Raw genomic sequence first — 20,554 nt, forward strand, 5'->3', positions numbered from 1 at the left:
TCAGACCTCCTGGAGGACGTCTATCGCCCGCTCGGGGCAGTTGGACACGGCCAGGCGGGCCGCGGGCTCCCGGTCCGCGGGCACGGCACCGTCGCCGATGACCTGCCCGTAGCCCTCGTCGTCGTCGGCGAACAGCTCGGGGGAGAGGTCGTAGCAGCGGCCGTGGCCCTGGCAGCGCTCGGGGTCGATCCGTATTCTCACTGGGGTGCTCCGCTCTGTGCGGTGGTGTCGTCGGCGGGGGCGAGGGCGGTCACGACGCGGGCGAGCAGGGCGCTCCACTCCTCGTCGCCGACCGCGTGCAGGTCGGGCGGGACGAGCGCGCTGCCGATCGCCAGCAGGAGGCAGAAGTGGGCGAGCGCGTTCGGTGAGAGCTCCGGGTCGAGCTCGCCGCCGGCCTGGGCGGTGCGCACCAGCCCGGCGATCAGGCCGGCGCGCTCGTCGACGTAGTCGTGCATCGGCCGGGCCACCTCCGCGTCGCGGCGGGCGGCGACCAGCGCCTCGACGACGAGGTGGCCGAGTACGTCGCGGCGGTGGGGGAGGCGGCGGCCGATGGCGAGGAGCACGTCGGCGGCGGGCCGGCCGGGATCGGCGGCGAGGAGGTCGGCGAGCAGCCGCGGGCCGTGCGCGCGCAGCGCGGCCACGAGCAGCTCGGCCTTCGAGCCGAAGTGCGTGTACAGCGCGCCGTTGCTCACCCCCGCGGCCGCGGCGATGTCGGCCACGCGGGTGCCGTCGTAGCCGTGCCGCGCGAAGGCGTGCGCGGCCGCGTGCAGCAGCCGCTCGCGTGTCTCGGCGGCCGTGACCCCCGCGATGCGACCCATGAAGGAAGTAAAAGAGTGTTCATTTGATTCGTCAATGCCCCGTTTCGGGCGGGCCGGTGGGGTCGTCGGGGGAGCCTGCCCGCCGCCGTGCCGCGGCGAGGAGGGCCCCGGCGGCCGCCGCGGCGGCGGTGACCAGGAAGGCGGCACGGAACTGGGCGTGGCCGGGCGCGGTGTCCAGGACCAGGGTGAGGACGGCGACGGTGAGCGCACCCGAGAGGTACTGGGAGGTGGTGAGCAGGGCGCCCGCCGTTCCCTGGTGCTCCGCCGGCACGTCCCGGGTACCGATGACGAACATCGCCGAGTAGATCACCCCGTGGCCGAAGCCGCTGAGGACGAGCCCCGGCAGCAGGTCGGCGGCGTAGGAGCCCCCGTGCAGGGTGAGCGCGAGCCAGGACAGGCCCGCCGCGGCGGCGGCGAACCCGGCGAGGAGCACGGTGGCCGGGCGGGCCCGCCGTACGGCGCGGCCCGCGGCCGCGTTGCCGGCGGTCACCATGAGGGCCAGCGGCAGGAAGGCCAGTCCCGCCTGGAGCGGGGAGTAGTCCTCGACCGTCTGCAGCAGGAGGGTGAGCAGGTAGAACTCCGAGCCCACGCTCGCCATGTAGAGCGCGGTCGCCCCCGCGCCGGTGCGCAGCGAGGCGATGCGCCGCAGGACGGGCTCGATCAGGACGCCGCGCGCGGCCCTCTCGTTGCGGACGAAGCACAGCAGCAGGACCGGGGCGAGGGCGAGGGGGACGAGGGCCGGCCCGGAGGTCCAGCCCCGGTCGGCGGCCAGGGTCAGCCCGAGGACCAGGGTGAGCACGGTGCCGGTGCCGAGGACCGAGGCGAGCACCGGGAGCCGGCCGGACGGGGCGCGGCCGCGGGCCGGGCGGGCGGTCCACAGGACGGCGCCCAGCGCGCACAGCAGGGTGAGGGGGACGTTGACGAAGAAGGTCAGTCGCCAGGACGCCGTGGTGAGCAGGCCGCCGAGGATCGCGCCGGCGGCGAGGCCCGAGGCCCCGACCGAGCCCCACACCGCCAGCGCCCTGGTGCGCGCGGGGCCCGCGGGGAAGGCCGTCCCGATGAGGGCGAGGACGGCGGGCTGGAGCAGGGCGGCCCCGAGCCCCTGCCCAGCGCGCGCGGCCAGCAGGAGCGTCCCGTCGCCGGCCGCGCCGCCGAGCGCGCCGGCGGCGCCGAAGCCGACGACCGCCAGGACGAACAGGCGGCGGGCGCCGAGCCGGTCCGCCAGGCGTCCACCGACGATGAGGAAGCCCGCGAAGAGGACCCCGTAGGCGCTGACGACCCACTGGGCGAGGGCGGGGTCGAGGGCCAGGTCGGCGGCGATGCCGGGCAGGGCGATGTAGATGACCGAGTAGTCGAGGGCGATGAGGAACTGGGCGACCGCGACCACGGCCAGGGTGCCGTGCCCGCGCCCGGCCGCCGGCGGTGCTGCTGTCATGACTCCGGTGGGCATGAGAGCATGCTTGTACATTCACATTAGTGAGAAGGGAAGCGCACGGGAGGACGCCGTGAGGATCGGGGAGCTGGCCGCGCGCACGGGCGTGCCCACGCGGCTGCTGCGCTACTACGAGGAGCGGGGACTGCTCGATCCCGGCCGGACGGCGAACGGCTACCGGGACTACGCCGAGTGCCTCGTCGACCGGGTCGTGCAGATCCGCGGCCTGATCGACGCCGGGGTGCCCACGCGGATCATCGGGCGGATCCTGCCCTGCCTCGACGACCCGCGCGCGATCCACGTCGCCGACGCCGACCCGGAGATCATCGCGGCCCTGGAGCGCCACCGCGATCAGCTCGACGCGCGCATCCGCTGCCTGACCAGGAACCGGGACGCGATCGGCGCCTACCTCGACGCGGTCCGCGGCCTCCCGTCCGCGGACCGCGTCACCGCCGGGTGAACCAGGTGACGGTGGCGCCGTTGCCGAAGGAGCGCGACCGGGTGGGGACGAAATGGGTGGGGTCGAACTCCCCGGCGACCATGGGCAGGCCCGCGCCCGCGACCACGGGGTAGCTCTTGACGATCAGCTCGTCGATCTCCGGGAGCAGGGATCCGGCGAGCCTGCCGCCGCCGCAGAGCCAGATGTCCATGCCGCCCTCCTTCTTCAGCCGCCGCACCAGTGCCAGGGGGTCGCCGGAGACCAGCTCCACCCCGGGCTCGTCGATCCCGGGGATCGTGGTCGAGACGACGTACTGCTTCAGGTGCCGGTAGGGACTGGTGACGGCGGTGTCGACCTGGTAGGTGCCGCGGCCCATCAGCACGGTGTCGAAGCGCCGGTTGGGCGCGTCGAGGCCGATCTGCGCGCGGAGGTGGGTGGGCACCGTGTCGGGATACTCCGCGGTGATCCAGGCCATCATGTCGTCCATCGGCTCGGCGGACCGGTCGGCCGGGCCGCAGTCGAAGTAGAAGTCGAACTCGCCGCCCGGCCCGGCGATGTAGCCGTCGAGGCTGACGCCGACGTAGTAGACCAGCTTCCGCATACTTCACTCCGCTCTAAGTACTTTGTCTGTAGTGATTGTGACCGTAGTACTACGAGCAGAGTGGTGTCAACAGGGAATCGGGATACGGGGCCCGAGGGGCCGGAGGCCGGGAGGGCCGGCGCTCAGCGGGACGCCGCGGACACCGGCTCGTCCCAGGCGATCCGGTGGTCGTACATCCAGGCCAGCGTGTTCCGGCGGGTCAGGTGCCGCATGACCGCCGGCAGCACGAGGTCGCGGACGAAGGCGCCGGCGGGGCCCGGGGCCTTGCCGGTTCCGTTCCGCCTGCCCTGGGCCACGACCCGCTCCACCCGGCCGCGCCGGAGCCGCTCGAAGGCGGCGAACGCCTCGCGGGTGTCCGGCAGGTCGCGCAGGCACATGGCCAGCACCACCGCGTCCTCGATCGCCATCGACGCGCCCTGGCCCGCCGAGGGGGAGGTCGCGTGCGCGGCGTCGCCCACGATCACCATGCGCTCGTTGGACCACGTCGGCACGGTCGGCAGGTCGTAGGTGTTCCAGGCGGGCAGGATGTGCTCGGTCGCGCCGATGATGTCGAGCATCGGGCCGGTGTCGCCGGTGAACAGCTCCGCCAACCTGGCCCGCCACCGCTCCGGGGTGATCGCGGCCAGTTCCTGCGGGCTCGGCTCGCCGGGGCTGGGCGGGTTGGCGAACCACCACACCTCCCCGCCCGGGTGGACCAGGTAGCCGAAGAAGCACCTGCGGCCGAAGACGAAGTGGTTGGTCCCCGCCTCGCCCGGCACGGTGACGCCCCGCGCGAAACCGCCCGTGTTCAGCAGCCCCACGTGCCGGGCGCGCGGCGCCCCGGGGTCGATGACCGTCCGGACGCGCGAGCGCAGCCCGTCGGCTCCGACGAGCAGGTCGCCCTCGGCGGTGCTCCCGTCGGCGAAGACCGCCCGCACGCCGTCCGGGGTGACCGAGGCGTCGGTGAGGCGCCTGCCGTAGTGGATCGGGATGCCGCGCCGTACGGCCTCGTCGCGCAGGGCCCGGTAGAGGTCGGCGCGCTTCAGCGTCCGGCTGGGCTGGTGGAGGACGGCAAGCGGCTTGCCGCGCGCGTTGGTGATCCGCATCCGCGGGGTGTCCACGCCCAGGTCCGCGACGAGGCCGTGCAGGCCGAGCGGGCGCAGTGCCTCCAGCCCGTTGACCGCGAGGGTGAGGAAGGCGCCCACCCCCTCGGCGCCGTGGTCGTAGGCCTCGAAGACCTCGCCGTCGACGCCGGCCCGCTGCAGGGCCATGGCCGTCACCGGGCCGGCGATGCCCCCGCCGATGATCAGAGCTCGCTTAGTCATGTAATGACTATACATAAAATGACTAAGAAGGGAACGGTCCTACGATGGCGCCATGTCCACGAGGCGGTCTCCCCTGGCCATGGCGCTGCTCTCCCTGGTCGCCGAGGAGCCCATGCACGCGTACCGCATGCAGCAGCTGATCAAGGAGCGGCACAAGGACGACGTCGTCAACGTCGCGCAGCGCAACAGCGTCTACCAGACGATCGACCGGCTGCTCCGCGCCGGCCTCATCGCGGTCCGGGAGACCTCGCGGGAGGAGAACCGCCCGGAGCGGACCGTCTACGAGCTCACCGCCGCCGGGCTGGAGACGCTGCGCGACTGGATGCGGACGATGCTCGCCACGCCGGCCCGGGAGTTCCCCGAGTTCCCCGCCGCGCTCGCCTTCCTGCCGGTGCTGCCGGCGCAGGAGGCCCGTTCCGCGCTGGAGGAGCGCCTGGCGGCCCTGGAGGCGGGGCTGGCCGCGCTGGACGGTGAGCTGGCCGAGGGCGCGGCCTTCCTGCCCCGCCTCTTCCTCGTGGAGAGCGAGTACCGGCGGGCCGTGCTCCGGGCGGAACTCGACTACGTCCGGGAACTGGTCGCCGACCTGCGGGACGGCCGGCTCGCCTGGGACCGCTTCCTGACGTGACGGACCCGCCCCGCGAGGCGGACGCCCCCCTGCGGGCTTGCCCGTCCCCGCGCCGGCTCTTATGGTCATGTCCATGACTAGTCAAATCCATGAGTACGGCTGACGCATGGCGCTCCGGCACGCGGTGCTGGCGGCGCTGCTGGACGGCGAGTACAGCGGCTACCAGCTGGCCAAGATCTTCGATGTGGGCGTCGCCGACTTCTGGTACGCCGCCCCGCAGCAGCTCTACGCCGAGCTGGCCAGGATGGAGGCCGCCGGCCTGGTGGCGGGTCGCCGGGTGGTGCAGCAGGGCCGTCCCGACAAGCGGGTGTTCACCGTGACCGAGGCCGGCCTCGCCGAGCTGGCCGCGTTCGCCGCCGCACCGGCCAAGCCGTTGCTGATCCGCGACGACCTGATCGTGAAGGTCCACGCCTGCGACCTGCTCGATCCCGGCCCTCTGATCGACCAGCTGCACGAGCGCGCCAGGGAGGCGGCGGCCAAGCTCGAACTGTTCGGCAGGATGCTGGCGCACCTGCGGGGCGGGCTGGAGGAGGAGGAGTTCCTGCGCCGGGGGGAGCGCGTCGGCCCGTACCTCACGTGCCTGGGCGGGCTCCGGCTGGAGCGGCAGATGCACGAGTGGTGCGTGCAGACGGCGCGGACACTGAGCGGGCGCGCCGCGCGGCGCGCGGAGAGGAGGCCGTCGTGACGGTCTATCACCGGTACGTCGCCCTCGGGGACAGCCAGACCGAGGGGCTCGGCGACGGCGACGACGTGCGGGGGCACCGCGGCTTCGCCGACCGGCTCGCCGAGCACCTGGCCCGCGCCGACCCCGGCCTGCTGTACGCCAACCTCGCGGTGCGCGGCAGGCGCGCCGTCCAGGTGCGCGACGAGCAGCTCCCGGCCGCCCTGGCGCTGCGGCCCGATCTGGCCACGGTGGTGGCGGGCATGAACGACCTCATCCGGCCTGGGTTCGACGCGGCCGAGGTGGCGGGCGCCCTGGAGGAGATGTTCGCCCGGTTGACCGCCGCCGGGGCGCGCGTGGTCACCGTGACCTACCCCGACATCGGCAGGATCGTCCCGCTCGCGCGGCGGCTGCTGCCCAGGGTGCTCGATCTCAACGAGCGCATCCGCCGGGCCGCCGCCCGCCACGACGTGGTCGTCGTCGACACCTTCCCGCTCGTGTCCGTCACCGACGCCCGGCTGTGGAGCGCGGACCGGCTGCACGCCAGCCCCGCCGGGCACGCCGTGATCGCCGCCGCGCTGGCGCACGCGCTGGACCTGCCCGGCAGCGACGGCACGTGGATGGACCCGCTCCCGCCGCTGCCCGCGCCTCCCGTCTGGCGCGCGGCGGCGACGGAACTGCGCTGGTTCACCGCGTTCGCCGGACCGTGGCTCGGCCGCCGCCTGCTCGGCCGCTCCTCCGGCGACGGCCGGACGGCCAAGCGCCCCGCTCTCGCACCGGTCGATATCCGGACGTAGACACTTTTAGCGTTTGGATTATTACTAAGAGTGACATAACTGCTCCTGCAACGTCACCACGACGGACGGGGGAGCCGTGGGCGGGGAGCGCAGACCGCGGGGACAGGGCGGGAGCACGGGATTGCGCCCATGCTGCCTGCCACGACGACGGCCGGCCCTGCCCGGCTGCCGCAGGCCCGGGACCACCCGGGGGGAGGACCTCCGGTGACGGCCCGCCGGCCGGGCGGGAGCGGGGGTGGACCGTGAGGCGGACCGGGCGGACCGGGTGGGCCGAAGGGCGGACCGGGCGGACCGGGCGGGCCGGGCGGACCGGGCGGGCCGGGCGGCTGACCGCGCTCGCGGGGCTGGCCGCGGCCGTGTCCCTCGGAGCGCCCGCCGGGGCGCCCCAGGGGGCGCTCGGCGCGGCGGCGCCCGCCGCCGGGACGGGGACGGCCGCGTCGCCGTTCCCCGACGGGTCCACGCCCGCGCCGCCCTTCCCGGATGCGGCCGGGGCGGTGCCGTCGTTCCCGGATGCGGCCGCGCCCGCGCCACCGTTCCCGGATGCGGCCGGGCTCATGGCGCCGGATCCGGGGGCGTCTCCCCCGGGGACGGGCGGGGCGGTGCCGCCGGCCCAGGAGGCGTCCTCCCCGGCGGCCGGGGAGGACGGGCGCACCGGGCGCCACGTGTTCCGGGACGAGTTCACCGGCCCCGCCGGGCGGGGGCCCTCCGCCGCGCGGTGGCGGCAGGAGAAGGGGTGCATGTGGGGGCACGGGGCCGAGGACCAGTGCTACACCGCGGCGAGGCGCAACGCGCGGCTCGACGGCGCCGGGCATCTCGTGATCACCGCCCGGGCGGAGAGGCACGTCGGAGCCGACGGGGTGTCGCGCGCGTACACCTCGGCGCGGCTCGTCTCCCGGCCCGCCTGGAAGGGCGGCACCCTGGAGGTCAGGGCGAAGATGTCCGGGTGGCAGGCCGGCGCGTGGCCCGCGATCTGGCTGCTCGGCAGGCCCGCGGCGAAGACGCCGCACTACGGCGAGATCGACCTGATGGAGAACGGCCTCAACGGGGCGAGCTGGGACCCGGAATACCACGTGCACACCGACGGGGGCGGCTCCGGCGCCGGGGGCGCCTACGGGGTCGACGCCACCCGGTGGCACGTCTACAAGGTCAGGTGGACCACGGGGCGGTCCGGCCGGGCGTGGTTCTACCTCGACGGCAGGCTCGTGCGGGTCCTGCCGTACCGGGTGCCGGCGGACTCGCCCGCCGAGGTGATCCTGAACATCGCCGTCGGCTCGCAGGCCGGCACCCCGGCGGCGAGGCTGAACAGCACCCTGACCGTGGACTACGTCCGGGTGAGCAGGTGACCGGTGCCCGGCCCGGCGGTCCGCCCGACGGGGAAACCCCGCTGGCGGCCATGGTCCGGTACGGATACCACCAGGCGCGGTACAAGCCATGGTGTGGAATGCCCGCGCCTCGTGCGGGCGCGCGGCCGCCGTTCCTAGCGTTGGCCCATGCGCTGCTCCGCTCGTCTCGAACCCGTCTGGCGGTCCGGTCTGGCCGTGGCCGGCCTGTTCGCGTCCGTCTTCACCGTCCTGTTCGTGTCGCTGATCCCCGGCATGTCGACGGGCGTCTTCTACCTCGTGGCGGGGGCGGGGGTGACGGCCTGCGCGATCGGCCTCACCTGGTGCGTGCAGCGCCTCGTGGAGGGCGACCCCTGGTCCGCGCTGGGGCTGACCTTCTCCCGCGCCTCGGCGGGCCGGATGCTGCGCGGGACGGCGGCGGGACTCGCCGTGGTCGTCGCGGCCGACGCCCTGTGCGTGCTGGCCGGCGCGGCCGAGTGGGATCCGGACGCCTCCCTGGCGAGCGTGCCGGCCTGGCTGACGGTCATCGTCCCCTCGGCCCTGCTGGTGCAGGCCGTACCCGAGGAGCTGTGGTTCCGCGGCTACCTGTTCCGGCACCTGCGCGCGTCGCTGCCGCTGGGGGCGGCGGTCGCGATCACCTCCGTCCTGTTCGGGATGCTGCACCTGGTCTCCTCCGGCGGGACCGGAGCGGCGGCGGAGAAGCCGCTCTACGTGCTGCAGGCGGTCGCGTTCGGGTTCATGCTCGCCGCCTGCCGGATCGCCACCGGCGACCTGTGGCTCGCCGTCGGCTTCCACGCGGGGTACTGCATGCTGAACGAGCGGCTGGTCACGGCCGGTGAGGGGCTCGTCCCCGTCGAGCTGCTCTGCCTGGCCGCCGTGCTGGCCGGTGCGGCGCTGCTCACCCTGCGCCGCTCGCTGCGCCGTGTCCACCGGGGCCCGGGCGCCCTGTCCGCCGCCCCGGTCGAGCGGGTGCCCGCCGAGGAGCGCACGCCGGCCGGCTCCGGGGTGTGACGGTACGGCGCGGCGCGCGTGGTTCGCGCGGATTCTCCGGGGCACGGTGGACCATGGAGGGTTCGCTGGAAGGAGAGCGCGATGCGCGGGCTCGTGTGGATGAAGGACGAGGGGGCCGAGTACGCCGAGGCGGACTTCTCGTCGGGGTTGACGGCGGTCGGCGTGGCGATCGGGACGGACCCGGTGCCCTACCGCCTGGAGTACTCCCTGCGCACCTCGGCCGACTACGTGACGGAACTGCTGAGCGTGCGGGCGCACGGCGCGGGCTGGGCGCGCGCCCTCGACCTGCGGCGCGGCACCGACGGCATCTGGTCCTGCGAGACCAAGTGCGAGGGCTCCCTGGACGGCCCGGAGCCCGGCGGTGACATGGCGGGCCTCAACGACGCGCTCGACTGCGACCTGGCGCTGTCGCCGATGACCAACACCATGCCGGTGCTCCGCCACGGGCTGCTGAAGAGCCAGGGGCGGATGGGCTTCGTCATGGCGCTGGTCCAGGTGCCCCACCTGCACGTGGTCCACCACCCGCAGAGCTACACGCATCTCGGCCCGGACTCCGTGCGCTACGAGAGCGAGGGCTTCAGCGCCGACCTGGTCTACGACGGCGACGGCGTCGTCACCGACTACCCGGGCTTGGCGAGGCTGGCGGTCCGCTGATCCGCGCCGGCACCGTCCCGCGGGCGCTGCTGTACAGTGCGGATCCGGGAGCACCGCGCCTTTCCGGACGTCCCGCCGGGAGCGGGCGGGGCGCGGGACCGCGGGGGGAGACGCGCGTGCCGAACGGGGTGCCGGGGATCGACGTGCCCGACCGGCGGGGCCGCACCGGGCTGGACCGGGCGGGGCGGGACCTGACCGGCAACCCCCGGGTGCGGGTGCGGGAGGTGGAGCTCCTGGCGTCCAGCTGGTACGTCCTGCGGAAGACGACCTTCGACTACCGGCGGGCGGACGGGACCTGGAGCGTGGAGGAGCGCGAGACCTACGACCGGGGCAACGGCGCCACCGTGCTGCTCTACGACGCCGAGCGCGGGACGGTCCTGCTGACCCGGCAGTTCCGCTACCCCGTCTACGTCAACGGGCACCCGGACGGGATGCTGCTGGAGACCGCGGCGGGCCTGCTCGACGACGACGATCCGGAGACCGCGATCCGGCGCGAGGCCGCCGAGGAGACCGGCTACGAGATCGGCGAGGTCCGGCACGTCTTCGACGTCTACATGAGCCCGGGGTCGGTCACCGAGCGGGTGCACTTCTTCGCCGCGCCGTACCGGGCGGACCTCAGGGCCGGCGAGGGCGGCGGGCTGGCGGGCGAGGGCGAGGACATCGAGGTGGTCGAGCTGCCCTTCGCCGAGGCGCTGGAGATGGTCGCCTCGGGTGGGATCGCCGACGCCAAGACCATCATGCTGCTGCAGTGGGCGGCGCTGTCCGGTCCGTTCGCCGGCCGAGATAGGTGAGCGGGCCCGGGTCGGCGACCGCGATCTCGTGGAAGCCGAGCCGGTCGTAGAACGCGCGGGCCGCGGTGTTGGCGGTGACCATGCCGAGGTGGACGGCGGGCACGCCCTTGCCGTGCAGCGCGTCGAGGAAGGCGTGCATGAGTGCGCGGCCGTGTCCCCTGCCCTGGTGGGAGGGGAGCAGGTCGATGTGGAGGTGGGCCGGGTAGCCGGCCAGCTCGGGCAGGATCATGCGCTCCGGGCGGTACATGAGGTCGATCATCGTCTCGCTGGGGGTGGTGGGCGGCCCGTCCAGGGCGGGGAAGCGCTCTCTCATCCGGGGCAGCCAGTTCTCCCGGTAGTTCCGGACGAAGGCGGCGGTGTCGGCGGTGCCGAGGACGTAGCCGACCGCGCGTTCCCCGTCGTCGAGCACGAAGGCCAGGTCCGGCTCCAGTTCGGCGTAGGGGGCGGCGAAGATGCTGGGCATCAGCTCCAGGTCGGGGTAGATGTGCCGGGAGTCCCCGCCCTCGTGGGCGGTGCGGACGCAGATGTCGTAGAGCGCGTCGCGGTCTTCGGGGCGGTACGGGCGGATGGTCGTCATGGGGACCATGATGCTCTCTCGGAGAGCGCTCTCACAATATTTCGAGACAGGTGGCGGCCGGTGGCGCGGTGGCCGGTCCTCTGAGCCGATCCTCTGTAACGAAAGGGCGGCATCGGCGCCGGGGAGGCCGCGCCCGGCCTTCCCGGCCGCGGTCCGCGGGTAGATTCGGCCGGGGGGGCCGGGGGCGCCGGGGCCGCCCCGCCGACGGAGGACGGTGACCGCATGATCGAGGTGAGGCTCCGGGGCTGGCGCCCCGACGACGTGCCCGCCGTGCTCGCCGCCTTCGCCGCGCCCGACATGGCGCAGCAGTCCGCCCGTCCGGTCGACACGCCCGAGGCGGCGCTGGAGTGGATGGCGTTCTGGGGGTTCCGGGACGACGCGCGGGCCTTCGCCGTCACGGCGGGCGGCGAGGTGGTCGGGAACGTCGCGGTGAGCAACATCGACGCGCACGACACGGGCTGGGTCTCCTACTGGACCTCCCCGCACGCCCGGGGCCGCGGCGTCGCGGCGGCGGCGACGCTCCTGCTGGCCGAGTGGGCGTTCCGGGAGCGCGGACTGTTCCGCCTCGAACTGGGGCACCGGCTGAACAACCCCGCCTCCTGCGCGGTGGCGGTCAAGGCGGGCTTCGCGGCCGAGGGGATCGAGCGGGCCAAGCTCAGGTACGGGCACGAGCGCTTCGACGTGGAGCGGCACGCCCGCCTGGCCACCGACTGAACCCCGCCGCCTGCGAAAGGGGCCGGCGGGCCGTCCCGTAAGATCCGCGGGCCGCCCGCGCTCAGAGGGCCCGCAGACCGGCGAGGACGTCCCGGAGCAGGCTCTCCTGGATCACCGGGTCGGGCGACGCCTGCACGGTCACCAGCCCCGCGTCGCGCAGGTCGCCCAGGAGCACCCCGACCACGCCGACGGCCAGTCCGGTCTCCGACGCCAGCTCGGCCACCGAGACCGGACGCCGGCAGGCGGCCAGGACCCGCCGGTGCTCCGGGGGCAGGTCCGCCGGGGCGGCCCTGATCGCCGTCACCGTGGCGATCAGGTCGAAGCGGGCCCCTGACGGGCGGGTCCGCCCCCGGGTGACCGTGTAGGGGCGCACGATCGGTCCGGCGTCCTGGTCGAGCCAGCGCTCTGTCATCTCCCCTCGCCCTCCTCCTCGGCGCGGAGCCACCCCGCGCGGAACGACGTCAGCACGCTGCTCGGCTCGGCGGGCCCGCCACCGCCCGCCTGCCGTACCCGCGGGGGCGGTTCTCCGGGCGGCGGGGCCTGGTCCGGTACGGCGCGCCGGACGCGTCGGGGCAGGCCGCCTTCCGTGGTCCCCGCGGCCGGGCCCGGGACGGTCCCGGTGCCGCCCCCCGCCGCGGGGCCGGCCCCGGGGACGGGATCGCGGGCCTCGGCGGCGGTCCACCCGGCCGGCGGCCCGGCCTGCGGCTCCGCCCCGGACACCTCGGCCACCAGCGCCTCCGGGACGAGCACGATCGCACTGGTGCCGCCGAACGGCGACGGGCGGAGGGAGACGCGGATGCCGTGCCGGGCGGCCAGCCGGCTCACGACGAACAGTCCCAGCCGGTCGCTGTCGGCCAGGTCGAACTCCGGGGGCTCGGCCAGCCGCGCGTTGAGCTCCGCCATCTCCTCCGGCTTCATGCCGAGGCCGCGGTCCTCCACCTCGATCGCGTAGCCCCGCGCGGCGGGCTCGCCGTGCACGCGGACCGGGGTGTTCGGCGGGGAGAAGATCGTGGCGTTCTCCACCAGCTCGGCGACCAGGTGGATGACGTCGGTGGCCACCGTGCCGACGAGCGCCGGGCCGTGCGGCACCTCGACCGTGACGCGGCGGTAGTCCTCCACCTCCTCGACGGCGGCGCGGACCACGTCGTAGATCGCCACGGGCCTGCGCCAGCCGCGGCCGGGCACCGAACCCGACAGGATGATCAGGCCCTCGGCGTGGCGGCGCATGCGGGTGGTCAGGTGGTCCAGGGCGAACAGGTCCTCGAGGGTCTCCGGGTCGGTGGCCCGGCGCTCCATCGCCTCCAGCATGGCGAGCTGCCGGTGCAGCAGCGACTGGCTGCGCCTGGCCAGGTTGACGAAGACCTTGCCCACGCCCTTGCGCATCTCGGCCTGGCCGACGGCCGCCTCGACGGCCGTGCGCTGGACGGAGGAGAACGCCTCGCCGACGCGCACGATCTCCGCGGTGGTGCCGTAGTTCAGCTCGGGGACCTCCGAGACCGCGCAGACGTCCTCGCCCTTGCGCAGCCGCGCGACCACGTCGGGCAGACGCCGGTCGGCGAGGTCGAGGGCGGCCCGCTGCAGGCCGACGAGCTCGGTGCCGATCCGGCGGCCGAAGCGGACCGAGACGAAGACGGACGCCGCGACCGCGACCAGGCCGAGACCGCCGGCGACGCCGATCTGCACCAGGGTGGCGGTGGCCATGGGGGCGGCGCGGTCGGCGATGCGCTGGCTGACGTCGCCGGCGACGCGGTCGAAGGCGTCGGCCAGCGTGACGGAGGCCGTCGCCCAGGAGGCGTCGGGCCGCGTGGAGGTGCGGAAGGCGCTCTCGATCCGCTCGAACTCGGCGTAGGCGTCGGTGCCCGCCAGTCGGGTGTAGGACGTCCGCAACCGGTCGTCGAGCTGCTGGGTGCCCACGGCGAACAGCAGCCTGCGGCCGGTGACCAGCTCGGCGAAGCGGGCGCGCTCCTGCGCGGTGATGGTCCCGGCGGCGACGGCCCCGGAGATCAGGGCGGTCTGCCGGCTCATCATCTCGCGGCTCCGCCCGACCACGGTGGTGGCCCGCACCTGGTCGATCAGGTCGATGTCGGCCGAGATCCGCAGCTTCTCGTAGACGTCGAAGGCCAGATCGATGATCCCGGTGTAGGCGTCGAGGGTCTGCAGCCGGCCGCTGGAGCGGCTGTCCACGCCGCTGCGGGCCTCGGTGAGCCGGTCCGTCGCGGCCAACAGCCGGACCACCCGCTCCCACAGCGGGGCCGGGATGTCGTCCCTGGCCTCAGTGGAGAGCCGTTCGAGCTCGGCGCGCGCGTTGTTGGTCTTGGTCCGCTGGGCGTCCAGGGCGGAGCGCGAGGCCGTGGCGTCGCCGAGGAGGGTCAGGGAGAGCAGCCGCTCGTGCTGGAGGGCGGTGGCGAGCGCGCGGGTGGGCACGGTCACGTGCTCGTGGACCCTGCTGACGATGAGGAGTTCCTGGCCGCTCCGCAAGGTGATCGCCGCCGCGAACCCCCAGATGGCCACCAGGGAGACGAGGGGTACCAGGAGGAGGACGAAGATCTTCGTCTTGATCGAATGTTTGCGGGCGGCCACAATACCTCGCATTACGGGTATGCGCGGTTAACAGTGCCGAAACTTTAGCAACGTGGAGCACTCCCGACCAGGGAGGCGAGTATCTTCCTGCCGGACGTCGGCGGAGGAGATGGTCACCTCCCCTTGAAGTGAGGCGGAACCCCGGGGCTTCCGGGCACGTCTTTTCTTGACGATTAGGGGAGGCCCCCATGAAGGAGATGGCGGAGCTGCTCGGGTCGCAGCTGGAACGCGCGGCCGGGCCGGCGCTGGCCAGGGGAGGCGAGCTGGAGCAGGCGGGAGCCGTGCAGCTGGTGAGGTTCGGCCCGCTGTGCGTGACCGCCGAGGTGGACGACGGCGCCGCGTGCGTGGAGTTCCGCAGGGACGCGGAGGACGCGCTGCGGTGGTTCTGCACCTGCGCCGAGGGCCGGCGGGGCGTGTTCTGCGCCCACTGCGCGGCGACCGCTCAGTCGGTCAGGAGGAAGACCGACAGGAAGGCCTTCTCCGGCGTGCCGTCGGCGACGGCCTCGGAGAGCACGGTCCGGATCGCGTCGTAGGCAGGCCGGTCGCAGTCGCGCAGCGCCGAGGTCTTCGACCACACGAGCGCGTGCTCGCCCGGCGCCAGCCAGGACAGGTCGGTCAGGTGGTCGTACAGCGCGTCGAGGTTGTTGCCGAAGGTGTCCGGGAACGACAGCGCCTCGGCGATCGCCGCCATGGCCTCGGCCGAGGTGGTGACGCCCGAGCCGTCCAGCCGGTGGGGCGTGGCCGCGGCGATCCTCTCCTGGAAGGCCGCCTCGGGCCCCTCCTCGAACGTTCCCCTGGACAACGAGGTCACCTCCGCAGCCCGAAATCTCACGCGGGGGTAGCTACCCGTTCGCCCGGGGTGGAAACGGCCGGGAGCCCGCTCCGGCGGAATCCGGTGGACTTTCATTGTCTGGTTGTCTGACAATGTTCCCATGAAGCTCGCCGTTCTCGGCGCCGCCGTGCTCTGGGGCACCGCGGGGACCGCCGGACTGCTCGTCACCGGAGTCGCCCCGGTCTCCGTCGCCGCCGCCCGCCTGGTGGTGGGCGGCCTGGTGCTGGCCGGCGCCGTGACCCTGACCGCCGGCGCCGCCGTACGGGCGCTGCCCCGGCGGGGACTGCTCCTGGCGGCGGCCCTGGGAGTGGCCGCCTACCAGCTCTGCTACTTCGCCGCGATCGACCGGACCGGCGTGGCCGTCGGCACCGTGGTCTCCATCGGCAGCGGCCCGGTCTTCACCGGTCTGCTCTCCTGGATCATCGACCGGGTGCCGCCCGGCGGGCGCTGGGCCGCGGCGACCGCGACGGCGGTCACGGGCTGCGCCGTGCTGAGCGGCGGAGGAGGGCAGGCGCGCGCGGACGGGATCCTGCTCGCGCTGCTCGGCGGGCTGATCTACGCCTGCTACGCGGTGGCCGCGGCCCGGGTGATCGGGGCGGGCGCGTCCTCCGACGCCGTCATGGCGGCGATGTTCGGCGGGGCGGCCGTGGTCATGCTCCCGGTCCTGCTCTGGTCCGGGGCCGGCTGGCTCACCGAGCCCCGCGGCCTGCTGGCCGCCCTCTACCTCGGCTGCGCCACCACCGCCCTGGCCTATTTCCTGTACGGCAGGGGCCTGCGCACCACCCCGGTGGCGACCGCCGCCACCCTGGCCCTGGCCGAGCCCGCGGTGGCCGCGCTGCTCGGCGTCGCCGTCCTGGGCGAGCGGCTGACCCCGCTGTCGGCCGCGGGGCTGCTGCTGCTCGGGGCGGCGCTGGTCGTCGTCGCCCTGCCCGAGCGGCGGCCCGCTCCCCGGTCCGGGGAGCGGACCGGGGTCCGGGCAGCGGAGCGGGAGTCACCCGAGGGCGGCGGGAGCGGCGGGGCGGCCGAGGCGGTGCCCCGGATCCGCGTCCCCGAGCCGGAGCCCCGGCAATAGGCTCCTGGTGTGACCGTCCCCCTCCGTCCCGTCTCCGCCGTCACCGCGCTCGCCGGCGAGCTGCGCCGCCGCGTGCTCTCCGGGGAGATCCCGCCGGGCACCGCCCTGCCCGAGCAGGAGCTGTCCGCCGCCTACGGGGTGGCCCGCCCGACCGTCCGCGAGGCGCTGGCGGTCCTCGTCCACGAAGGGCTGCTCCGCCGGGAGCGCAACCGCAGCGCCCAGGTGGTGGAGGTGACCGAGGCCGACCTGGACGACCTGATGTTCGTCCGCCGCCCGCTGGAGGACCTGGTGGCCGCCTCCCTGGCCGGGCGGCGGGTGGCGGAGGCGGACGGGGCGCTGGCGCGGATGGCCGCGCTGCCGCCGGACGCGCCCTGGTCCGACGTGGTGGCCGAGCACATGGCGCTGCACCAGGCCCTGGTGGTCGCGGTGGGCAGCCCGCGGCTGGAGCGGCTGTACGCGGCGCTGGCCGCGGAGACCCGGCTGGGCCTGGTACGGCTGCGCTCCTCCTACCCCGACAGGGACGTCCTGGTCGCCGAGCACCGCGCCCTGCTCGACGCGATCGTCGCCGTCCCCGAGGAGGCCGCCCGCCGGGCGGTCGCCGAGCATCTCGACCACGGCTGGGGCGCCCCCTGACCGCGCGGCGGCGGCCGTACGGCGCGGGCCGGGGCGGGAGGGGCCGGCTCGGGCCGCAGGGCCGGCGCGGCGTGCGGCCGGCGCACGGGCCGGGACGGCCGGCCGCCCGGCTGGCGCGGCTCTATTGCACGGGACGCCCCGGAGTCGTCACAATCGCGGCCATGCACGGCAACTCAGTGCCGGACACCTACGTGTACGTCACCGAAGAGGGCGTGACCCGCCACTACGCGGACGGCAGCGTCGACGCCCTCGCGTGGGAGGACGTCGTCGAGGTGCGGGTCGCAGGCGAGGCCGACGCGGACATCCTCTACATCCTCCTCGACCGCGACGGGCAGGGGTGCGTCGTGCCCCACTCCGCGACGGACGCGACCTTCCTGGCGCGCCTGCGCTATCTGCCGGACTTCGACCCGGAGCGGCTCAGCGCGGCGATGGACACCGCCCGGGACTCCTCCGTCGTCGTCTGGCGCAGTCCCGAGCCGCCGTCGGCGCTGCCCGACCTGGAGTACGACTGAGGGCGCCGAGCCACGGCCGGGAGCGCGTCCGCGACGGTGCGGCCGGGAGCGTGTCCGGGGTCGCCCGCCCCGGTGCGGGCGCGCGGCCGGCTGGAACGATCCCGGGCCGGGTGGTCAACGGCAACACCTGACAACGCCGCGCGCCGCCGTCCCCGCCGGGCCGTGCGCGTGTGAGCTGCGCCTCCCCGGCTCGGCCGGCTTCACCCCCGCACCCCGGTGCCGGTGCGCCCCCTGTGTACCCTGCCGTGCACACCGTCTACAGGAGATGTTCACAGAGGCATGTCCAGTTGTGGACAAGTGGGTGTAGTTCACCTTAAAACCTGATCTTTCTATCATGAAAGTCATGGGTGGCAAGGCTGAGTAAGGTGTGAACCGTTGCACCTACAGCGGCGTCTGTTGTGCATGGTGCGGATCAAGCGCGGCGAGGGTGTATGAGCGTTGTAGTCGGCGAGAAGATCGGTGCTTCGCGGCCAAGCGTGGGATCCGCCGAATGGGTGAGGTCCTACGTCCGCACCGCGATCCTCTGCGACGTCGCGTGCGCGTCCGTGTCGCTGACCGGAGTGGTCGTGGCACGGTGGTTCCTCGGTTACCTCACGGCCCAGGAGATCGCCCTGGCGGTCGTCCTCATCATGGCCTGGCCTCTGGTCATCTGGACCGCGAGCGGCTACGACGAGCGCTACCTCGGCGAGGGGTCGGAGGAATACCACAAGGTCATGCGGGCCGCCCTGGGCATCGCCTCGGCCGTGGCCATCATCGCCTACGCGACGCAGACCCCGATCGCCCGGGGCTACGTGGTGGTCGGCATCCCGCTGGCGGGCTTCGTGGACGTCCTCGTCCGGTACGGCCTGCGCCAGTGGCTGCACCGCCGCCGCTACGAGGGCGCGTGCATGCGCCGGGTCGTGGTGGTGGGGCACTGGGCCTCCGTCCTGGAGCTCCACACGCAGCTGAGCCGCAAACCGCACCACGGCATGAAGATCGTCGCCGCGTGCGTGCCCTCCCTGGACGGCGGCGACCACCCCCGGCAGTTCGACGGCTTCCCGGTGCTCGGCGACTTCTCGACCGTGCCCGAGACCGTCCGCGAGGTGCGCGCGGACACGGTCGCGGTGCTGTCCTGTCCCGAGTTCGACGGCGTCGCCCTGCGGCGGCTGGCCTGGCGGCTGGAGGAGGAGAACACCGACCTCTACGTCGCCTCGGCGCTCATGGAGGTCGCCGGCCCGCGCATCAACATCCGCCCCGTCGCCGGGCTCCCGCTGCTCCACGTCGCCCATCCCGACCTCGGCGGGATCCGCCAGCTGGTCAAGGGTGCCTTCGACCGGGTCGGCGCGCTGCTCGTCCTGCTGGTGCTGCTCCCCTTCCTGGTGGCCGTCGCGATCCTCATCAAGGCCTCCGACCGCGGTCCCGTCCTGTTCCGGCAGGCGCGGGTCGGCAAGGACGGCAGCGAGTTCACGGTGCTGAAGTTCCGGACCATGATCCCCGAGGCCGAGCGGGTCAAATCCGAGCTGGCGGAGCTCAACGAGGGCGACGGGGTGCTGTTCAAGATTAGGAACGATCCAAGGGTCACCCGCATCGGCGCCTGGCTGCGCCGCTACTCCGTCGACGAGCTGCCGCAGCTGGTGAACGTGCTGCGCGGGGACATGTCCCTGGTCGGGCCGCGCCCCCCGCTCCCCGAGGAGGTCGCCCAGTACGGCGACGACGTACGGCGGCGCCTGCTCGTCAAGCCCGGCATGACCGGCCTGTGGCAGGTGAGCGGCCGGTCGGACCTGACCTGGGAGGAGTCGGTCCGGCTGGACCTGCGCTACGTCGAGAACTGGTCGCTCGTGCTCGACCTGCAGATCCTCTGGAAGACCTGGTCCGCGGTCACCCGGGGCACCGGGGCCTACTGACCGCGCCCGCGGGCTCCGGCCGCCGCGCGGGACGGCGGCCGGAGCGTCACGTCCCGCGGCGGGAGACGGCGAGGAAGTCGGCCAGCCGGACGCAGTCGCCGATGTCGCAGGGGTGCCCCGCGTCGAAGGCCGGGTGGTTGCCCATCTCCCGCCAGGCCGCCAGGGAGTCGGACGCGGAGGCGTAGTCGAAGTCGCAGGCCCACTCCTCGTCGAGGTTCCGCGCGTCCCAGGCGAGCACCGCGCGGTACTGCTCGTAGCCGGGGCTCAGCAGCGTGCGGGCCGCGTCGGCGAGCCACTGGGCCCGCCGCCCCGGCTGCGCCGGATCCTCCACCGAGCCCCACTCCAGCAGCATGAGCCCCTTGCCGGGGTGGCGCAGGCCGAACCGGCGGTGGCCCTCGATGACCTCGGCGAGGCTCAGCCACCTCCCCTCGGGGTTGCTGCAGTTGTAGAAGTTGTAGGCGTCCGCGGCGATGTGGTCGACGTAGTCGTCGCCCGGGTAGAACAGCTCGGCCGCGGTGCCGTCGGTGCGATCGAAGGCCACCGGGGTGACCGCCCAGACGTAGCGGACGGTGCGCACGCCCTGCGCCCAGTGGATGTCGACGATCTTCCGCCAGGCATCGACGAAGTCGGCTCCCTCGCCCATGCCGCGCGAGCCCTTCGCCTCCGGCTCGTGGTTGAAGGTGAAGTAGACCACGGCGCCGAAGTCCCGCAGTTCCCGGGCCTGGCGCACGATGTCCGCGTACAGCTCGTCGCCCGGCTGCGCGTCGGCGATGTCCCGCCAGCGGATGTCGCCGCCGTCCTTGCGCCGCGACTTGACGGAGACGAAGACGGTGTGGCCGGTGTCGCGGGCCCAGAACTGGTGCTCGTTGAAGACCGGCTCGTCCCACCGCTTGAAGACCCGGACCGCCTCCAGGCGGCGCCCCAGCTCCTGCTCGCGGCCGAGGATCTCCTCCTGGTACTGCCCGACCGCGCCGAACATGAGTCTCCGCCGCTGGGGGCCCGAGCCCCCCGGGACGGGCCCGGTGACCGGCGGCGTGGGCTCCACGGCGGGCGGGACGGCCTCTTCCCCGGACGGTGCGGGTCCCGCCTCCGGCGGGACGGCCTCCGCCTCGGGCGGCGGAGGCTCGGCCGGAAGCTCGACCGGCGGCACGACGGCCTCCGCGCCGGGAGGTGTGGGCTGGACCGCCGGCGGGACCGGTTCGGCCCCGGCGGGGAGAGCGGAGAGCACGACCGCGGCCGCCGCGGCCAGTGTGACGAATCCGGTGCGCCTCATCTCCG

General features: G+C 74.2%; 24 protein-coding genes. 14 read left to right on the forward strand and 10 right to left on the reverse strand.

Annotation, left to right across the window (positions count from 1 at the left end):
- The 3 genes from ABD823_RS09000 to ABD823_RS09010 are packed head-to-tail and all read right to left on the reverse strand — an operon-like array spanning position 1 to position 2,253.
- A complete protein-coding gene (locus ABD823_RS09000) occupies positions 1-201 on the reverse strand; it encodes a ferredoxin (protein ID WP_344857754.1) in 201 nt (66 codons plus the stop codon).
- Positions 198-818, reverse strand: a complete 621-nt coding sequence (locus ABD823_RS09005; protein WP_344857756.1) for a TetR/AcrR family transcriptional regulator — start codon at positions 816-818, stop codon at positions 198-200. Before ABD823_RS09005 ends, ABD823_RS09000 begins: the two co-directional genes overlap by 4 nt.
- A gap of 31 nt (positions 819-849) precedes the next feature.
- Entirely contained in the window at positions 850-2,253 is a 1,404-nt protein-coding gene (locus ABD823_RS09010; protein WP_344857758.1) for an MFS transporter, read from the reverse strand.
- A 70-nt stretch (positions 2,254-2,323) separates the two neighbouring features.
- Between ABD823_RS09010 and ABD823_RS09015 the strand changes: the two genes are divergently transcribed.
- Positions 2,324-2,710 (forward strand): MerR family transcriptional regulator, encoded by a 387-nt coding sequence (locus ABD823_RS09015; RefSeq protein WP_344857760.1) that lies wholly within the window; start codon positions 2,324-2,326, stop codon positions 2,708-2,710.
- Here ABD823_RS09015 and ABD823_RS09020 read toward each other — a convergent pair.
- Together ABD823_RS09020 and ABD823_RS09025 are read right to left on the reverse strand one after the other, a co-directional pair.
- The gene (locus ABD823_RS09020) at positions 2,697-3,290 is read right to left on the reverse strand and encodes a dihydrofolate reductase family protein (protein WP_344857762.1); all 594 of its coding nucleotides are present in this window, start codon (positions 3,288-3,290) and stop codon (positions 2,697-2,699) included. The genes ABD823_RS09015 and ABD823_RS09020 overlap by 14 nt on opposite strands.
- 122 nt (positions 3,291-3,412) lie before the next feature.
- A complete protein-coding gene (locus tag ABD823_RS09025; RefSeq protein ID WP_344857764.1) occupies positions 3,413-4,594 on the reverse strand; it encodes an FAD-dependent oxidoreductase in 1,182 nt (393 codons plus the stop codon).
- 52 nt (positions 4,595-4,646) lie between these two features.
- On the opposite strand from ABD823_RS09025, the gene ABD823_RS09030 reads away from it, so the two are divergent.
- From ABD823_RS09030 to ABD823_RS09060, 7 genes are all read left to right on the forward strand, one after another.
- Positions 4,647-5,219, forward strand: coding sequence for a PadR family transcriptional regulator (locus ABD823_RS09030; protein WP_344857766.1), 573 nt, complete (start codon positions 4,647-4,649; stop codon positions 5,217-5,219).
- Positions 5,220-5,325: 106 nt separating this feature from the next.
- Entirely contained in the window at positions 5,326-5,904 is a 579-nt protein-coding gene (locus ABD823_RS09035; RefSeq protein ID WP_344857768.1) for a PadR family transcriptional regulator, read from the forward strand.
- Positions 5,901-6,677 carry an SGNH/GDSL hydrolase family protein gene (locus ABD823_RS09040; RefSeq protein ID WP_344857770.1) on the forward strand — a complete coding sequence of 259 codons (777 nt, stop codon included), beginning with the start codon at positions 5,901-5,903 and terminating at the stop codon, positions 6,675-6,677. The genes ABD823_RS09035 and ABD823_RS09040 overlap by 4 nt, the downstream gene beginning before the upstream one ends.
- Before the next feature lie 599 nt (positions 6,678-7,276).
- The gene (locus tag ABD823_RS09045) at positions 7,277-8,020 is read left to right on the forward strand and encodes a glycoside hydrolase family 16 protein (RefSeq protein WP_344857772.1); all 744 of its coding nucleotides are present in this window, start codon (positions 7,277-7,279) and stop codon (positions 8,018-8,020) included.
- Positions 8,021-8,167: 147 nt separating this feature from the next.
- Positions 8,168-9,028, forward strand: coding sequence for a CPBP family intramembrane glutamic endopeptidase (locus ABD823_RS09050; protein WP_344857774.1), 861 nt, complete (start codon positions 8,168-8,170; stop codon positions 9,026-9,028).
- 81 nt (positions 9,029-9,109) lie between these two features.
- The gene (locus tag ABD823_RS09055) at positions 9,110-9,682 is read left to right on the forward strand and encodes a putative glycolipid-binding domain-containing protein (protein WP_344857776.1); all 573 of its coding nucleotides are present in this window, start codon (positions 9,110-9,112) and stop codon (positions 9,680-9,682) included.
- 116 nt (positions 9,683-9,798) lie between these two features.
- Positions 9,799-10,473: an NUDIX domain-containing protein gene (locus ABD823_RS09060; protein WP_344857778.1), complete on the forward strand. Its 675-nt coding sequence runs from the start codon at positions 9,799-9,801 to the stop codon at positions 10,471-10,473.
- Here ABD823_RS09060 and ABD823_RS09065 read toward each other — a convergent pair.
- Positions 10,418-11,050, reverse strand: a complete 633-nt coding sequence (locus tag ABD823_RS09065) for a GNAT family N-acetyltransferase (protein WP_344857779.1) — start codon at positions 11,048-11,050, stop codon at positions 10,418-10,420. The genes ABD823_RS09060 and ABD823_RS09065 overlap by 56 nt on opposite strands.
- Before the next feature lie 222 nt (positions 11,051-11,272).
- Between ABD823_RS09065 and ABD823_RS09070 the strand changes: the two genes are divergently transcribed.
- Positions 11,273-11,764 (forward strand): GNAT family N-acetyltransferase, encoded by a 492-nt coding sequence (locus ABD823_RS09070; RefSeq protein WP_344857780.1) that lies wholly within the window; start codon positions 11,273-11,275, stop codon positions 11,762-11,764.
- A 61-nt stretch (positions 11,765-11,825) separates the two neighbouring features.
- On the opposite strand, the gene ABD823_RS09075 is transcribed toward ABD823_RS09070, so the two are convergent.
- The gene (locus ABD823_RS09075; RefSeq protein ID WP_344857782.1) at positions 11,826-12,176 is read right to left on the reverse strand and encodes a DUF742 domain-containing protein; all 351 of its coding nucleotides are present in this window, start codon (positions 12,174-12,176) and stop codon (positions 11,826-11,828) included.
- Positions 12,173-14,356 (reverse strand): sensor histidine kinase, encoded by a 2,184-nt coding sequence (locus ABD823_RS09080; RefSeq protein WP_344857783.1) that lies wholly within the window; start codon positions 14,354-14,356, stop codon positions 12,173-12,175. Before ABD823_RS09080 ends, ABD823_RS09075 begins: the two co-directional genes overlap by 4 nt.
- Positions 14,357-14,532: 176 nt before the next feature.
- Between ABD823_RS09080 and ABD823_RS09085 the strand changes: the two genes are divergently transcribed.
- Positions 14,533-14,877, forward strand: coding sequence for a hypothetical protein (locus ABD823_RS09085; RefSeq protein WP_344857784.1), 345 nt, complete (start codon positions 14,533-14,535; stop codon positions 14,875-14,877).
- On the opposite strand, the gene ABD823_RS09090 is transcribed toward ABD823_RS09085, so the two are convergent.
- Positions 14,787-15,146 carry a barstar family protein gene (locus ABD823_RS09090; RefSeq protein WP_344857786.1) on the reverse strand — a complete coding sequence of 120 codons (360 nt, stop codon included), beginning with the start codon at positions 15,144-15,146 and terminating at the stop codon, positions 14,787-14,789. The genes ABD823_RS09085 and ABD823_RS09090 overlap by 91 nt on opposite strands.
- Before the next feature lie 130 nt (positions 15,147-15,276).
- On the opposite strand from ABD823_RS09090, the gene ABD823_RS09095 reads away from it, so the two are divergent.
- The 4 genes from ABD823_RS09095 to ABD823_RS09110 all read left to right on the forward strand — a co-directional run bounded on the left by ABD823_RS09095 (position 15,277) and on the right by ABD823_RS09110 (position 19,276).
- Complete coding sequence (locus ABD823_RS09095; protein WP_344857787.1) at positions 15,277-16,248, forward strand: DMT family transporter; 972 nt, start codon at positions 15,277-15,279, stop codon at positions 16,246-16,248.
- Between the two features lie 9 nt (positions 16,249-16,257).
- Complete coding sequence (locus tag ABD823_RS09100; protein ID WP_344857789.1) at positions 16,258-16,881, forward strand: GntR family transcriptional regulator; 624 nt, start codon at positions 16,258-16,260, stop codon at positions 16,879-16,881.
- 161 nt (positions 16,882-17,042) lie between these two features.
- Entirely contained in the window at positions 17,043-17,393 is a 351-nt protein-coding gene (locus ABD823_RS09105) for a hypothetical protein (RefSeq protein ID WP_344857790.1), read from the forward strand.
- Between the two features lie 431 nt (positions 17,394-17,824).
- Positions 17,825-19,276 (forward strand): sugar transferase, encoded by a 1,452-nt coding sequence (locus tag ABD823_RS09110; protein WP_344857791.1) that lies wholly within the window; start codon positions 17,825-17,827, stop codon positions 19,274-19,276.
- 46 nt (positions 19,277-19,322) lie between these two features.
- On the opposite strand, the gene ABD823_RS09115 is transcribed toward ABD823_RS09110, so the two are convergent.
- The gene (locus tag ABD823_RS09115) at positions 19,323-20,549 is read right to left on the reverse strand and encodes a glycosyl hydrolase (protein ID WP_344857793.1); all 1,227 of its coding nucleotides are present in this window, start codon (positions 20,547-20,549) and stop codon (positions 19,323-19,325) included.
- Positions 20,550-20,554 lie beyond the last annotated feature (5 nt).

The sequence above is a fragment of the Planomonospora alba genome (genome assembly GCF_039534085.1).
GTDB lineage: Bacteria > Actinomycetota > Actinomycetes > Streptosporangiales > Streptosporangiaceae > Planomonospora_B > Planomonospora_B alba.

Coding starts and splice junctions, on each gene's coding strand:
- ABD823_RS09080 (WP_344857783.1), bottom strand. CDS start 14,356: ATGCGAGGTATTGTGGCCGCCCGCAAACATTCGATCAAGACGAAGATC.
- ABD823_RS09105 (WP_344857790.1), top strand. CDS start 17,043: ATGCACGGCAACTCAGTGCCGGACACCTACGTGTACGTCACCGAAGAG.
- ABD823_RS09030 (WP_344857766.1), top strand. CDS start 4,647: ATGTCCACGAGGCGGTCTCCCCTGGCCATGGCGCTGCTCTCCCTGGTC.
- ABD823_RS09010 (WP_344857758.1), bottom strand. CDS start 2,253: ATGACAGCAGCACCGCCGGCGGCCGGGCGCGGGCACGGCACCCTGGCC.
- ABD823_RS09110 (WP_344857791.1), top strand. CDS start 17,825: ATGAGCGTTGTAGTCGGCGAGAAGATCGGTGCTTCGCGGCCAAGCGTG.
- ABD823_RS09075 (WP_344857782.1), bottom strand. CDS start 12,176: ATGACAGAGCGCTGGCTCGACCAGGACGCCGGACCGATCGTGCGCCCC.
- ABD823_RS09085 (WP_344857784.1), top strand. CDS start 14,533: ATGAAGGAGATGGCGGAGCTGCTCGGGTCGCAGCTGGAACGCGCGGCC.
- ABD823_RS09035 (WP_344857768.1), top strand. CDS start 5,326: ATGGCGCTCCGGCACGCGGTGCTGGCGGCGCTGCTGGACGGCGAGTAC.
- ABD823_RS09050 (WP_344857774.1), top strand. CDS start 8,168: ATGCGCTGCTCCGCTCGTCTCGAACCCGTCTGGCGGTCCGGTCTGGCC.
- ABD823_RS09095 (WP_344857787.1), top strand. CDS start 15,277: ATGAAGCTCGCCGTTCTCGGCGCCGCCGTGCTCTGGGGCACCGCGGGG.
- ABD823_RS09115 (WP_344857793.1), bottom strand. CDS start 20,549: ATGAGGCGCACCGGATTCGTCACACTGGCCGCGGCGGCCGCGGTCGTG.
- ABD823_RS09025 (WP_344857764.1), bottom strand. CDS start 4,594: ATGACTAAGCGAGCTCTGATCATCGGCGGGGGCATCGCCGGCCCGGTG.
- ABD823_RS09065 (WP_344857779.1), bottom strand. CDS start 11,050: ATGACGACCATCCGCCCGTACCGCCCCGAAGACCGCGACGCGCTCTAC.
- ABD823_RS09070 (WP_344857780.1), top strand. CDS start 11,273: ATGATCGAGGTGAGGCTCCGGGGCTGGCGCCCCGACGACGTGCCCGCC.
- ABD823_RS09020 (WP_344857762.1), bottom strand. CDS start 3,290: ATGCGGAAGCTGGTCTACTACGTCGGCGTCAGCCTCGACGGCTACATC.
- ABD823_RS09055 (WP_344857776.1), top strand. CDS start 9,110: ATGCGCGGGCTCGTGTGGATGAAGGACGAGGGGGCCGAGTACGCCGAG.
- ABD823_RS09005 (WP_344857756.1), bottom strand. CDS start 818: ATGGGTCGCATCGCGGGGGTCACGGCCGCCGAGACACGCGAGCGGCTG.